Annotated in this window: 12 protein-coding genes and 1 pseudogene; 5 read left to right on the top strand and 8 right to left on the bottom strand. The window is 71.4% G+C overall.

Annotated features, from left to right (window positions below):
• Window positions 1–4 precede the first annotated feature (4 nt).
• Complete coding sequence (locus tag ACIPXB_RS01650; protein ID WP_401443114.1) at window positions 5–859, bottom strand: DMT family transporter; 855 nt, start codon at window positions 857–859, stop codon at window positions 5–7.
• Between the two features lie 223 nt (window positions 860–1,082).
• Between ACIPXB_RS01650 and ACIPXB_RS01645 the strand changes: the two genes are divergently transcribed.
• A complete protein-coding gene (locus ACIPXB_RS01645; RefSeq protein ID WP_401443112.1) occupies window positions 1,083–1,940 on the top strand; it encodes a universal stress protein in 858 nt (285 codons plus the stop codon).
• A 43-nt stretch (window positions 1,941–1,983) separates the two neighbouring features.
• On the opposite strand, the gene ACIPXB_RS01640 is transcribed toward ACIPXB_RS01645, so the two are convergent.
• From ACIPXB_RS01640 to nhaA, 4 genes and pseudogenes are all read right to left on the bottom strand, one after another.
• A complete protein-coding gene (locus tag ACIPXB_RS01640; protein ID WP_401444382.1) occupies window positions 1,984–2,382 on the bottom strand; it encodes a CBS domain-containing protein in 399 nt (132 codons plus the stop codon).
• Window positions 2,383–2,510: 128 nt separating this feature from the next.
• A pseudogene (locus ACIPXB_RS01635) lies at window positions 2,511–2,901 on the bottom strand (flotillin family protein); the annotation flags it as partial.
• Between the two features lie 181 nt (window positions 2,902–3,082).
• The gene (locus tag ACIPXB_RS01630; protein WP_401443110.1) at window positions 3,083–3,343 is read right to left on the bottom strand and encodes a hypothetical protein; all 261 of its coding nucleotides are present in this window, start codon (window positions 3,341–3,343) and stop codon (window positions 3,083–3,085) included.
• A gap of 16 nt (window positions 3,344–3,359) precedes the next feature.
• Window positions 3,360–4,673 carry a Na+/H+ antiporter NhaA gene (gene nhaA / locus ACIPXB_RS01625; protein WP_401443107.1) on the bottom strand — a complete coding sequence of 438 codons (1,314 nt, stop codon included), beginning with the start codon at window positions 4,671–4,673 and terminating at the stop codon, window positions 3,360–3,362.
• A gap of 619 nt (window positions 4,674–5,292) precedes the next feature.
• Between nhaA and ACIPXB_RS01620 the strand changes: the two genes are divergently transcribed.
• Window positions 5,293–6,666 carry a TrkH family potassium uptake protein gene (locus ACIPXB_RS01620; RefSeq protein ID WP_401443105.1) on the top strand — a complete coding sequence of 458 codons (1,374 nt, stop codon included), beginning with the start codon at window positions 5,293–5,295 and terminating at the stop codon, window positions 6,664–6,666.
• Window positions 6,659–7,381 carry a potassium channel family protein gene (locus tag ACIPXB_RS01615; RefSeq protein ID WP_401443103.1) on the top strand — a complete coding sequence of 241 codons (723 nt, stop codon included), beginning with the start codon at window positions 6,659–6,661 and terminating at the stop codon, window positions 7,379–7,381. Before ACIPXB_RS01620 ends, ACIPXB_RS01615 begins: the two co-directional genes overlap by 8 nt.
• Here the strand turns inward: ACIPXB_RS01615 and ACIPXB_RS01610 are convergent.
• Together ACIPXB_RS01610 and ACIPXB_RS01605 are read right to left on the bottom strand one after the other, a co-directional pair.
• Window positions 7,374–7,667 (bottom strand): hypothetical protein, encoded by a 294-nt coding sequence (locus ACIPXB_RS01610; protein ID WP_401443101.1) that lies wholly within the window; start codon window positions 7,665–7,667, stop codon window positions 7,374–7,376. The genes ACIPXB_RS01615 and ACIPXB_RS01610 overlap by 8 nt on opposite strands.
• 42 nt (window positions 7,668–7,709) lie before the next feature.
• Window positions 7,710–7,901, bottom strand: coding sequence for a hypothetical protein (locus tag ACIPXB_RS01605; RefSeq protein ID WP_401443099.1), 192 nt, complete (start codon window positions 7,899–7,901; stop codon window positions 7,710–7,712).
• Between the two features lie 287 nt (window positions 7,902–8,188).
• On the opposite strand from ACIPXB_RS01605, the gene ACIPXB_RS01600 reads away from it, so the two are divergent.
• Window positions 8,189–9,406, top strand: a complete 1,218-nt coding sequence (locus tag ACIPXB_RS01600; RefSeq protein ID WP_401443097.1) for a cation:proton antiporter — start codon at window positions 8,189–8,191, stop codon at window positions 9,404–9,406.
• Window positions 9,407–9,429: 23 nt separating this feature from the next.
• On the top strand, window positions 9,430–10,065 hold the full coding sequence (locus ACIPXB_RS01595) for a hypothetical protein (RefSeq protein ID WP_401443094.1): 636 nt from the start codon (window positions 9,430–9,432) through the stop codon (window positions 10,063–10,065).
• 164 nt (window positions 10,066–10,229) lie between these two features.
• Here ACIPXB_RS01595 and ACIPXB_RS01590 read toward each other — a convergent pair whose 3' ends face one another.
• Window positions 10,230–12,170, bottom strand: a complete 1,941-nt coding sequence (locus ACIPXB_RS01590; RefSeq protein WP_401444379.1) for an NAD-binding protein — start codon at window positions 12,168–12,170, stop codon at window positions 10,230–10,232.
• Between the last annotated feature and the right edge of the window lie 168 nt (window positions 12,171–12,338).

Raw genomic sequence — 12,338 nt, 5'->3', positions numbered from 1 at the left:
GGTTTCACGCCCGGGCCAGTGGCGACCTGTCCAGTATGACGATGCCGGCCACGGCCGTTGCGGCACCCAGTGCCTGTACCGCCAGTGCCCAGGTGGACGTCGCGAGTTGCTCCCCGAAGACGGCTACTCCGATCAGTACCGCGCCCATGGGTTCAAGGCAGTCGATGAGCGGCAGGCTGATGGCGAGCGAGCCCGCCTGGTAGGAGCTCTGCGACAGGATCAGTGCGATCACACCGACGAGGACGACCATGTACGGCTCCCAGTGGCCGAGCGCATCGAGTCCTTCGGTCCGGACTCGTCCCGCCGCGCTCTTGGTCAGGCCGTCGAGCAGGGCGAACGTGAGGGCGGCGCCGATCGCGAAGAGGGCCGTTCGTGTCGTCGCCCGGCTTCTGCGGCCGGTCTCCGCCAGGAGCACCACCGTGCAGCCGATGGCCAGGAGGACAGGCAGCCACTGCCGAACGGCGGGAATGGCCGTACCCTCGGGAGACGGCGGCAGGCCTACCAGGAACATCGCGACACCACCGGCTGTGCAAGCGATCCCTGCCATGTCCTGCCGGGTCAGCCCCATCCTGCCGCGCCAGGCGAGCAGTGGGAGCGCGAAGACGAGATCGGTGGCGGCCAACGGCTGGACCAGGACCAGAGCGCCGAAGGTCAGGGCCAGGCCGAGCAGGGCGTAGGAGAGGACGACCAGGCCCATGCCCACCAGCCACATCGGCTGACGGGCAAGCTCGAGGACCAATCGGAGCCGCAGCGACTCCTGCGCGGGTGCCCGCCTCGCCGCTGTCTGCTGCACCACCGACCCGACCCCGAAGCTCATGGCGGACAACAGAGCGGCCACCACCGCCACCGCGGTATGCATGGGCGAATACCACCGCACGGGCCGGCCCGGTTCGTGCGCGACACGCGGGAACGGTTGCCCGCCCCGACCTGGGGCGCAGCGCACCCCGGTGCCGTCGGGCAGGCCGGGGTCGGGTCCTTCGGACCAGGTCGGGCCCTATCGGCCCTGTGAGCCGAGCAGGCACCGCAGCAAGCTGGAACGTGGACCCGCTCTCCGCACGCGCGGGACCGCAAGGAGGCTCGTCATGACGGCTCTGGTGATGGTCGGGGTGGACGGCTCGCAGGAGAGCCGCGCAGCGGTGACGTGGGCCGCACGGGAAGCAGCGTTGCGTGATGTGCCGCTGGACCTGCTCCATGTGGAGGAATGGACGGAAGCCCCTGGTGACCGCTTCTCACCGCAGCCGGACACCCGATCCGCAGCACTCCTGCACGACGCCGCCGAGCTGGCGCGCAAGAACCAGCCGTCCGTGGAAGTGGGCACACGCAGCGTCCGGGGCCGCGCCCGCGACGTACTGGCCCGGGCGGCGGACGAGGCGGAGCTGACGGTGCTCGGCTCCCGCGGTCTCGGCGGCGTCAGCGGATTCCTCGTGGGCTCGGTGTCCCTGGCAGTCGTCGGTACGGCCCGCCACCCGGTCGTCCTCGTACGGGCGCCTGCGGAGGGCAACGCCGACGCCGCTCCCGGCCGGATCGTCGCAGGCGTCGACCTCGCCCACCCCAGCGACGCGCTCCTCGGTTTCGCCTTCACCGAAGCCGCCCGCAGGGGCGGTGCCTTGCACGTACTGCACTGCTGGAGCCTGCCCCCCGTGTACGTCTACGCCGGTGTCATGGACCCGCACATCGGCGACGAGCTCGGACAGCGTGCGGCACACATGCTGACGGAACTGCTGGACCCCTGGCAGAAGACCTACTCAGGAGTCAGCGTCACGCACGAGACGGTCACCGGGTCCCCCGGGCTCCGTCTGGTGGGGGCCGCGAGAGGATCGGCCCTGGTGGTCGTCGGCCGGCGCACCCGAAAGGTGCCGCTCGGCCCGCACATCGGCCACGTCGCACACGCGGTGATCCACCACAGCACCGCCCCGGTCGCGCTGGTGCCCCTGGGCTGACCGGGACGCGGCCAGCACCTCCGTCTGACAGCGGTCAGCATGCTCACGAGGTCGCGCAAACCGTCTCCACGAAGTGCCCGACCTGCTCCTCGGACAGGTGGCGGGCCAGATCCGCCTCGCTGATCATGCCGACGAGGCGGTGGTCGGCGATCACCGGCAGGCGCCGGATGCGGTGCTGCTCCATGGTGCGCAGAACCTGCTCGCCGTCAGCATCGGCGTCGACTGTGACCGGCTTGCCCTGAGCCAGCTGGCCCGCCGTCATGCGGTGCGGGTCCTTGCCCTTGGCCAGGCACTTCACCACGATGTCCCGGTCGGTGACGATGCCGTGCAGCCGGTTGTCCGGACCGCAGATGGGAAGAGCTCCGACATCGAGCTCCCCCATGCGCCGCGCCGCGTCCATGAGGGTTTCGTTCTCCTGCACGCAGGTGGCACCCGCGTGCATGATGTCCCGGGCGGTGGTCATGGCAATGCTCTCCTTTCGCCCCTCCCCCTCGTTTCGTGCCCGCTGCCACTGTGAGCCCTCGGGCCGGTCTCCGGCGATAGGTCCTTCGGTTTGCGATGGGGCCCACTCGGCCCTTACGCGCTGCTTCTCGCCCTCACCGGTCAGCCGGGCCCGCTCGGCCTCCGCCTCGGCGGCGGCGATCGCGGCCAGCCGCTCGCCCTCGGCCTGCTTGACGCGGGCGACCCGATGGGCCTCGGCCTGCTGTTCCGCCTCGTAGCGGCGGGCGTCGGCCGGCTTGCGGATCTCGGTGTCGAGCTGGCGGCCGGTCAGGGCTGCCTGGCGCTCGGCGACCTTCTCCTGTTCGGTGAGGATCTGCTGCTGCCGGTCGGCCTCGGCCGGCGGCCCGGCCGCGTTCGCCTGCGCGGCGGCCGCATCCGTCTCCGCTTTGATCTCGGCCTGGCGCAGGTAGAGCGTGCGCTGCGCGACGGCGATCTCCTCTTCCGCCTTCAGCCGGGCCTGATATGGCCACAGTGCCAGGCGGGGACTCGGCGTACTCATGAAGTCCACCGAGACGACGGAGATGCCCGCGGCCAGGCCGTCGAGGATCGCCGCTCCCCCGTCCGCGTCGATCTGCTCGGTCGTGGGCGGGTCCGAAGGAGGTGGGACCGGCCGCACGGCGCCTCCCGCGCGGCGACGGGAATCAGTCCTCCGGGCGGCTGCTGATCGTGAAGGCCACCAGAACGCCCGCGAGCAGCGCCCACGGCAGGCTCGCCGGCCCGGCCGACCGCCAGGCGATCAGGGCCAACACGACGCCGGTCCCGGCGCCTGCCGCGAGTGCCCGCCGGTCTCGCAGGAAGTCCCACTGCCGGCGTCCGGCGCCGGGCTTCCTGAGCTCCGCGACTGCCGTCCTGATCACCAGGGCGGCGATGACGATCGCTGTCCCGAGCAGTGCTGCGCCCACTGGCCCTGCCTCGATCTCAGCCGTCGGTGCCCGGCGTGGGCACCGCGGTGCGCTGGTAGATGTCGGGGATGCCGTCGGCGTCGGCGTCGGTGGTTTCTTCCTCGTAGAGGCGACGGTACGTCCGGTTGCGTCGGCGCAGCAGGACCGCGGCGAGCAGGGCCGCGGTCAGGGAGCCGATCAGCACGGCTGCCTTGACGTGTTCGCCGGTTTCCAGCCCGGGGAAGGCGAGTTCGCCTATGAGAAGGGCGACGGTGAAGCCGATGCCGGCGAGTACCGAGAGACCGAGGACGTCGGCCCAGGCGAGGTCGGGGTTGAGGCGGGCGCGGGTGTAGCGGGCGGCGAGGTAGGTGCCGAGGAAGATGCCGAGGGTCTTGCCGAGGACGAGGCCGACGACGACGCCGAGGGGTTCGGGCGTGGTGAACACCTTGCCGAGGGCGTCGCCTGAGATGGAGACGCCGGCGGCGAAGAGGGCGAAGAGGGGGACGGCGACGCCGGCGGAGAAGGGGTGGAGGAGGTGGGAGGTGCGGGCGCCGGGTGAGGCGCCCTCGCCCTTGTCGGTGGTGGTGCGCAGGATGAGGCCCATGGCGACGCCGGCGACGGTGGCGTGGACGCCGCTGTTGTACATCAGCGCCCAGATGGCGATGCCGAGGGCGGCGTACCACCACCAGCCGCGCACCCGGAAACGCTGGAGCAGGAAGAAGAGGGCGAGGCCGGCAAAGGCTCCGCCCAGGGCCCAGAAGTTCAGGCCGCTGGTGAAGAAGACGGCGATGATGAGGATGGCGCCGAGGTCGTCGACGACGGCGAGGGTGAGCAGGAAGGCGCGCAGCGCCGCGGGCAGGTGGGTGGAGATCACCGCGAGGGCGGCGAGTGCGAAGGCGATGTCGGTGGCCATGGGCACGGCCCAGCCGTCCAGGCTGCCGCCGTCGGCAGCTGCGGTGAGGACGTACAGTGCGGCGGGGACGGCCATGCCACAGAGGGCCGCGACGACGGGCAGGGCGGCCGTGGCGGGGGTGCGGAGTTCACCGACGACGAGTTCCCGTTTGAGTTCGATGCCCGCGACGAGGAAGAACACGGCGAGCAGGCCGTCGGCGGTCCAGTGGCCGACCGAAAGGTCCAGGCCGAGCGCGGGTATGCCGAAGTGGAAGTCGCGTATCCGCTCGTACACGTCGCTGATCGGGCTGTTCGCCCAGACGAGGGCGATGACGGCGGCGGCCAGAAGGACGAGGCCGCCGATGGTCTCCGTACGCAGGGCTTCGGCGATGGCGCGGCGCTCGGGCCAGGGAAGCAGGCCGAGGAAGGGAGAGCGCTGCGGGGGCGGGGCAGCGGTCATGAGGATACCTCCGGGGCGTCGGCAGCAGCGCGGGCACACGGCCCCGAAACGCCGACCAGACTTCCCGGCACACCCCGCGCCTGCTCACCGGTACGATGAGCGCTTTAACGCGTTCTTTACACCCTATCGGGAGGGCGGGGCGGTCGCCAGGTGAGCCTTCACGTGCTGGAACAGGGGGCGCCGGGCCGCCGGGGGGACGGTCGGACGGCGGTCTTCACCGGCTCCTGGTCTTCGTCCTCGTCGGCTTCGGTGTCCTGGCCGGCGTCGCACCGGCGGAGGAGCCGAGCATGCCCGACTCGCCGCCGGTTCCGCGGACTCGGACCGGGGGAAGGCGCCTTGGTCGTACTGATGACCCACGGCACACGAATGGCCGCTTCGTCGCATATCCCCAGGTTCGGCGACCCGATCGTCATCCGGATCCGAGGTTCTGCTGAGCGAACACCGCGTCGACGCAACCAGACGGTGCGGCGCAGAGACACTCAGTGCCGCCGGGCTCGGGACGCACCGCCGAAGCAGCGATTCCGGATCTTCGGCAGAGGATCGACAGCCGTCGGTCCTTGACGCGATCTTGATCCTCCGGCCCAATGACGTTGTCGCAACACAGAAGAGGGGCCGGCAGGTGGCTGGACGTATCGCGCGGGTGTGGCAGGCGGTCTTCACCGCTCACCCGGCCCGTACCGTGGTGTCGGCGTTCACGCTGGTCATCGCCCTCGGCACGGCCGCGCTGATGCTGCCCGCGGCTTCGGCCGACGGCTCGGTCACCAGCCCTCTCACCGCTCTGTTCACGGCAACCTCGGCCGTGTGCGTCACCGGGCTGGTGGTCGTGGACACCGCCGAGCACTGGTCCACGGTCGGGGAACTGCTGATCCTCGCACTGATCCAGGTCGGCGGATTCGGGATCATGACCATGGCCTCGCTGCTCGCCCTGCTGGTCTCCGGCAGGCTCAGGCTCCGGATGCAGCTGACCGCTGCCGCCGAGACCAAGAGCCTGGGCCTGGGCGACGTACGGCGCGTCGTGCTCGGCGTCGCCGGGTGCACGTTCATCGTCGAGCTGGGGGTGGGGGCGTTCCTGGCGCTCCGGCTGCGGTTCGGCTACGACCTCGGCTTCGGCGAGGCCGCGTACTCGGGCCTCTTCCACTCGGTCTCGGCATTCAACAACGCCGGGTTCGGCCTGCACGGCGACAGCATCACCCGCTACGCCCAGGACACCTGGGTCACGATGCCCATCGCCCTTGCCGTGATCCTGGGCGGCCTCGGCTTTCCCGTACTGCTGGAACTCCTGCGCCACCGCAACCGGCGCCGGACGACCGGTCTGCGCAACTGGTCGCTGCACACCCGGCTGACCCTGGTCACCTCCGCCGCCCTGCTGGTGGTCGGGACCATGCTGACCTGCCTGCTCGAGTGGACCAACCCCGGCACGCTCGGCCCGTTCGACTGGGGCCAGAAGCTCACGAACGGCTTCTTCTACTCGGCGATGAGCCGCACGGCCGGCTTCAACTCCATCGACATGGGGGCGCTGCACGCCTCCACGCTCCTGTTCACCTGCACCCTGATGTTCATCGGCGGCGGCAGCGCGGGCACCGCCGGCGGGATCAAGGTCACCACCTTCTCCGTCCTGGCCGCCGCCATGGCGGCCGAGGTCCGCGGCGAGCCGAACTCCACCGTCATGGGCCGCCGCCTCGCCCCGCACGCCCTGCGGCAAGCCCTGACCGTGGCACTGCTGGGCATCGGGCTGGTCATGGCCGCCACACTCGCACTCCTGACCGTGACCAGAGCCCCCGCCGAGGCGGTGCTCTTCGAGGCCGTCTCCGCCTTCGGCACGGTCGGCCTGTCCACGGGCATCACCGCCGACATCCCGGTCTCCGGCCAGCTGATCCTGATCCTGCTCATGTTCATCGGCCGGCTCGGCCCGATCACCCTGGTCTCCTCGCTCGCCCTGCGCGAGCGGGTACGCCGTTACCAGCTACCCGAGGAGCGACCCGTCATTGGGTAACTACCTGCACAACCTGCGCCGACGCCGCCACAAGCACCCGAGGCACATCACCGGCCACGCGGCCGTCGACCAGCGGGTCGCCGTCATCGGCCTGGGCCGGTTCGGCAGTTCCCTGGCGAACGAACTGACCCGCCGCAGCTGGGACGTCCTGGGCATCGACACCGACGCCACGCTCGTCCAGAAGCACAGCGACATCCTGACCCACTCGGCCGCCGCCGACTGCACGGACCCCGTCGTCATGCGCCAGCTCGGCGTCGGCGACTTCCCCAGCGTCGTCGTCGGCATCGGCACGGACATCGAGGCCAGCATCCTGATCGCCTCCAACCTGCTGGACGAGAACGTGCCCAACATCTGGGCCAAGGCCATCAGCCGCCAGCACGGCCAGATCCTCGAACGCCTCGGGGTCCACCACGTCGTTCTGCCCGAGCACGAGATGGGCGAACGGGTCGCCCACCTCGTCACCGGACGGATGCTCGACTTCATCGAGTTCGACGACGACTACGCGCTCGTCAAGACGATCACCCCGACGACGATCACCGGCATCCCGCTCGGCGAGAGCGGCGTGCGCACCCGCTACGGCATCACGGTCGTCGGCATCAAACGGCCGGGACAGGACTTCACCCACGCCACCGCCGAGACCGTCGTCGAGCAGGGCGACGTCATCATCGTCACCGGCAAGACCCAGGCCGTCGAATCCTTCTCCGAGCTCAGCTGACGCGCCCGGTCCGCCACGTCGCCACGCCGAGCACCAGGGCGCCCGCCACCGCCAGTGCACCGCCCGCCGCCGTGCACGCCAGCGTCGTGTCCGGCGAGGCCCCGGCCAGCCGGGGTACGGCGTTGACAGGCGCGGTCGCGTAGATGAGCAGAAAGGCCGCGCCCCGCGCCCGAACCGGTGCGAGGCGGGCGCGCAGGCGGCGCGGAACCCGGTCGGCGACCATGGCCAGACCGGCGGGGAGCAGGGTCACGGAGAACAGGATCAGGGCGGTCCAATGCCACTTCAAGGGTGCGTTCCTTCTGCAGGTGTGTGATGCGTGGGTGGGTGTTCAGCCGCGGCGAGGGCCCGAGGCGATCATGGCGAGACCCGTGGCCAGGAACGACAGCCCGATGACCAAGAGGGGGAAGCCGGGTCCGGGCAGAACGTAGAAGGCCGCGCCGGCCAAGCTGACCGGCAGCCCGAGGACGGTCAGAGACTTCCCGATCCGTCGATCGGACGGCATGTTCAGGCGTCGTCGCATGGCAGTGTTCCTCCGGGTGTCGGGCCGTTCGAGGGCACAAAGGACCCCGAGCAGACGCCGACCAGACTTCCCGGCACACCCCGCGTCAGCTCTTGACGCGTCCGCCGAACGCTACAGGCCCGGACAGGTCCGGGGCCAGGGGGACCGTCGGCAGCGGGAGGCTCGGAATGCTGCCGCCAAGGCCTCGTCAAAGTGCCGTAAGGAGCGTGTAAAGTCCGCCGTGGCGTGCCGGGAAGTCTGGTCGGCGATCAGGGGACAACTCTCTTCGCAGATCGGGACTTCCTGCCATGGTGCTCGTCGCCGTCTTCGGTGTCGCACTGCTCGTCGCCGTGCTGCTGTCCGGGCTCGCCGCCCGGACGGTGCTCTCCACCTCGTTGCTGTTCCTGCTCGGCGGAGCGCTCGTCAGCGACGGCTTCCTCGGATTCGTCCACATCACCGCCGACAGCGGGATCGTCGCCGTGACCGCCGATCTGGCCCTGTTCGCGGTCCTGTTCACCGACGGCATGCACGTCTCGTTCCCCAAGCTCCGGGAGAACTGGAAGAACCCGGCCCGCGCGCTGGGACTGGGGATGCCGCTCGCCATGGTCGGCATGGCGGTGATCACGCACTACCTGGTGGGCCTGGACTGGACGACGTCCTTCCTTGTCGGTGCCGTGCTGGCACCGACCGACCCCGTGTTCGCGTCCGCCATCGTCGGGCGCAAAGAGGTCCCGGCGAAGCTGCGGCAGCTGCTGAACGTGGAGAGCGGGATCAACGACGGCCTCGCCCTGCCCGTGGTGCTGGTCCTCATCGCAGCCGCCGGACCCACGTCCTCTCACGCGGAAGCCTCCCTCGGCATGATCAGTCTGGAGCTGGCGCTGGGCCTGGCCTTCGGAATCCTGCTGCCGCTGGCGGTCACCGCCCTGGTCCGGTTCCGGCTGCTGGGCGCGGAGCCGAAGCTCCAGCCGCTGCTGCCGCTGGCCACCGGGATCATCCTGTACGGGCTGTGCCACCTGACCCACGCCAACCCCTACCTCGCCGCGTTCTCCGCCGGTGCGGTCTTCACCGCCGCCTCACCGGAGGCGAAGGCCGCCTTCGAGCCGCTGGGCGAGGCACTCGCGGAGCTGGCCAAGTTCGCCGCGCTGCTGGTCTTCGGCGCACTGCTCACCCCGCAGTTGTTCGGTGACCTGTCGCTCGGCGGGTATGTGGCGGTACTCCTGGCGGTCGTCCTCATCCGCCCCGCATCACTGCTGCTGTCGCTGATCGGCACCGGATTCGAGCGCCGCCAGAAACTGGTGGCGGCCTGGTTCGGACCCAAGGGCTTCGCCTCGGTGGTCTACGGACTGCTGGTCCTCCAGGCCGGCATCCCCCAGGGAGAGCAGGCGTACACGCTGATCGCCGTGTGCATCGCCTTCTCGATCATCGCTCACAGCAGCACCGACGTGCCCATCGCCCGCCTCTTCCACGTCGACGAGGACACCGCGCCCGCGACGAAGCGGCCGGAACCGGTGGGGCAGGCGCTGTGAGGGGATTCGGCCGTGGGCGCGAGGTGAGCGCCGGGGCAGCGCGCGGGGCTCGTGGCCGCGAGATGCGGCCCGCCCAGCGGGAACGGGTGCAGGTCCTCGCCGCCGCCATGGGACGGCCGATGGAGCCGCTGGTCTGGCGGTCCGGGAGCACAGCGCGGATCACCGCGGCGCTGTGGTGTGTGATGTTCGTCGTGTCGACCGTCCCGCCTGCGGGCGGGAGCCTGTCCGACCCGAGCGCCGGCGGGCTCGTCGTCGCGGTCTGGACCTCGCTGTTGGCGGGCTGGGCCGCCTGCCGGCTGGCCCTGTGGCGGGTCACAGCCGACGGGGACGGCGTCCGATTCAACCGCATGTGGTCCACGTCCTTCACACCCTGGCGGGCCATCAGCCACGTCGAAGCCCGCCGAGACGGCCTCCTGGAGATGGTCGGGCCTGCGGGCGAACCCATGGGCGGGCTGTTCCGCCCACCCTGGCTGAGCAGGTTGCTCGGCCGCCCTGACGACGTCGGCGAAGCCGCCGATACCCTCACCGCCTTGGCCCTCCACCCCCGGCTGCGCCCGTCGGACCGGGCCCGACGCGCGCTGACGGACGCACCCTATGCCCGGTGGGCAGTTCCGCTGGGGATTCTGCTCTGCATCGCCCGCGATCTCGTCCACCACTGACTGGGGCCCACGGTTGGCGTTCAGCACCTGCACCGATGCAGCCCGGTCACGAGCGGCCCGGACTGGCGCGGGAGACACCGCTTCGACGCCCGGCGAGTGGAGCGGGCACCTGCCGACACGCCGGTCCACGGGAGCCCTCTCGGCTGTTCTCGACGCGAGCAGCGTCAGCTTCCCCGTTCTCCGGGCACCGCTGGTGCGGGACGGGCCGCGTCCTGTGGACGCCAGAGGAGTTCGGCCAGGCCGCGGCGGGTAGCGGCCAGCACGACGCGGTCCTCGGGCCGCAGTACGTACCCGGGGTGCAGGTTCCACACCAGGCCGGGGTTCCGGCCCGGTGTGGTGGTGTCGGGAGTCGAGGCCAGGTCGGGGCGGCGGTCGTCCGGGGCGGCCGTGTCCAGGGCGAGCACTCGCCAGGCGCCGGGACGGAAGGACTCCGTGATGGTCTTGCCCTCCAGCTGCGGATGGCCGGCGACCTCGATGGCGGCGAAGAGCAGGACCCGCCGTTCCACCGGTATCGCGCCGAGGATCCGGCGGCCCATCATGGCTCCGGCGAAGGCGGGAGCGGCGAGGTGGGTGACGCTGCGGCTGCGGGTGAGGGCCTCCGGGTGGGCAGCCCGGAGGGTGCGGTGGACCGCGGTGGCGAAGTCGTCGTCGTACAGACGCAGGACCGCCCTCAGGTCCGCCTTGAGCGAGCGGGCGTACAGGGCGGCTTCGAGGTTCGTGGTGTCCGAGCTGGTCAGCGCGAGCAGGGTGTCCGCGCGGTGGATCCTGGCCGTCTCCAGGACGCCTTCCTCGGTGACGTCACCCAGCACGACCGGGACCCGCAGACTGCGGGCGAGGGCCAGCCCCCGGGCCTCGGGGTCGGACTCCACGCACACGACCGGGATCTCCAGCTCCCACAGCCTGGCCAGGACCCGGGTGCCGATCTTGCCCAGCCCGAGCAGGACGACGTGACCCGAGAGGGTGCGGGGCGGGCGGCGCAGGACCGTGGCCGTGCGGAACGCGCCCAGACCCTCCAGGGCCGCAGCCACCAGCACGGGGAGGATCAGCATGCCGACCACCCCGGCGAGGATCTGGAGCAGCTGGCGGCCGGCAGGTTCCTCGACGGCCGGATCGTTGATCCCGAAGATGTCGAGGAGGGTCATGTAGGCCGCATGGAGGGGGTGGTCCCCCGTCGTGACCCAGCCGACCAGCGCCAGCGCACCGACCACGGCCACCAGTCCGAACAGCGCCCAGCGCAGGCGCCGGGAGAACAGCGAGCCCATGGGCAGCGCCGCCGCGAGCCCGGTACCGGGCTGCTGCTGCGGGCCGGCGTGGGAGACCGCCTCCAGGGCGACGATGCCCCGGCCCGTCGCCGCCGCGACCGCCCGGTCGTCCGGCAGCAGCTGCGGACCCCGCTCCCCGCTGCGCTCGGCGCCCTCCGCGCCGGCCGGGTCGGCCGTCGTCGCGGACAGCAGTGCCAGGGTGCACAGCCCGGGATCGGCCACCTCCCCCCTGCCGGGCGGAGTACGCTCCACGGCACGCAGCAGCAGCCCGTCCGCCTGGACGACCTTGCCCGTGCCCGCGACCGCGGTGGCCGCCAGCGCCGGCGCGGCCGTGTCGGCATCCGAGAGCACGGTGGTCGAGGAGTCCAGCTCCCGCAGGTCGATGCCGGGGTCGGCGACGATCGCCGCCTGGTCCAACAGCTCCTCCAGGTGCTGGCCCAGCTTTCGGTTGTAGAGCCGGATCACCAGCCGCAGCCTCGGGTTCAGCCTCCGGGCCACCAGTGCCGCACGCAGGTTGGTCTCGTCGTCCTCGTAGACCAGCGCCAGCGCCGAAGCGCCGGTCACCCCGGCGGCGGCCAGCACCTCCTCGGTGGGCTCGGCCGCCTCCACCCACCGCACCTCCCGTACCGTCTGCCCCTCGGCGGAACCCGGCCGACGAGGCCTCGCGGAAGGCACTCGGGCCAACAGGCCTGCACCGAGCACGGACCCGCCTCCGAGTCGACGGTCCGCCCCGGTCCGGCCGGCCGGGCGCGCGGGCACCACGAGGGTCACCCGCTCCCGGTAGACATCCCGCAGCTCTGCCGTCAGGCGATGGGCCAGCCCGTCGTCCCCGCAGACGACCATCCGGCCGCCCACGTCTGCGTGTTGGCGTGGTGAAGACGTCGATGACACGACCCAAGGATGCACCCGAAACCCCCGATGTCCCCGAGGGCCACTTCCCGGTCGGGCCCGGGGCGGCAGGACCATCCGCCCCGCCGCCCTCACCCCTCCCCCCGCCGCCGGAGCCCCCCG

Source organism: Streptomyces sp. NPDC090022 (assembly GCF_044748145.1).
Lineage (GTDB): Bacteria > Actinomycetota > Actinomycetes > Streptomycetales > Streptomycetaceae > Streptomyces.
Note: the sequence above shows the minus strand (reverse complement) of the source record. Positions and strands in the feature narration are given on the sequence as shown.

What these genes read in the sequence shown, in the direction of transcription:
- ACIPXB_RS01600 (WP_401443097.1), top strand. Translation starts at nt 8,189, where the DNA reads ATGGTGCTCGTCGCCGTCTTCGGTGTCGCACTGCTCGTCGCCGTGCTG.
- ACIPXB_RS01590 (WP_401444379.1), bottom strand. Translation starts at nt 12,170, where the DNA reads ATGGTCGTCTGCGGGGACGACGGGCTGGCCCATCGCCTGACGGCAGAG.
- ACIPXB_RS01650 (WP_401443114.1), bottom strand. Translation starts at nt 859, where the DNA reads ATGCATACCGCGGTGGCGGTGGTGGCCGCTCTGTTGTCCGCCATGAGC.
- ACIPXB_RS01605 (WP_401443099.1), bottom strand. Translation starts at nt 7,901, where the DNA reads ATGCGACGACGCCTGAACATGCCGTCCGATCGACGGATCGGGAAGTCT.
- ACIPXB_RS01640 (WP_401444382.1), bottom strand. Translation starts at nt 2,382, where the DNA reads ATGCACGCGGGTGCCACCTGCGTGCAGGAGAACGAAACCCTCATGGAC.
- ACIPXB_RS01645 (WP_401443112.1), top strand. Translation starts at nt 1,083, where the DNA reads ATGACGGCTCTGGTGATGGTCGGGGTGGACGGCTCGCAGGAGAGCCGC.
- nhaA (WP_401443107.1), bottom strand. Translation starts at nt 4,673, where the DNA reads ATGACCGCTGCCCCGCCCCCGCAGCGCTCTCCCTTCCTCGGCCTGCTT.